1 protein-coding gene and 1 pseudogene are annotated in these 251 nt (G+C 61.0%); both read right to left on the reverse strand.

The window, feature by feature from the left end; translation table 11 throughout:
* Positions 1-189 (reverse strand): conjugal transfer protein TraO (locus DXA54_RS27835; RefSeq protein WP_371682972.1); only part of this gene is annotated, 189 nt, incomplete at its 3' end.
* Positions 144-251 (reverse strand): annotated as a pseudogene (locus DXA54_RS27840) (DUF4138 domain-containing protein); the annotation flags it as partial. The gene DXA54_RS27835 and the pseudogene DXA54_RS27840, both read right to left, overlap by 46 nt.

Below are 251 nucleotides of genomic sequence, written 5' to 3' on the forward strand. Positions count from 1 at the left end.
TTCGCCGCCGAACACCCATTTGTTCCCCTTTTTCGTGTAGGTGGAGAGAGCCGCCCCGAAACTGTACCCGCCGTCGTTGCCGCCGGGATTGAAGCGGTCCGCCATGTTCGCCCTGACCTCGATGCCCTGCATCTTCGGCAGGCATGGTGACGCCCCCCGTTCTTCTCGTTGAGTTCCACCACGAGGCATTTATCGTCGGGGATAGTGAACTTCGCCATCGTGAACACCGTGCGCTCGCTCTTCTTGCCCGG

Origin of the sequence: Bacteroides sp. OF03-11BH (genome assembly GCF_003604005.1) — a bacterium.
GTDB classification, from domain to species: domain Bacteria; phylum Bacteroidota; class Bacteroidia; order Bacteroidales; family Bacteroidaceae; genus Bacteroides; species Bacteroides ovatus.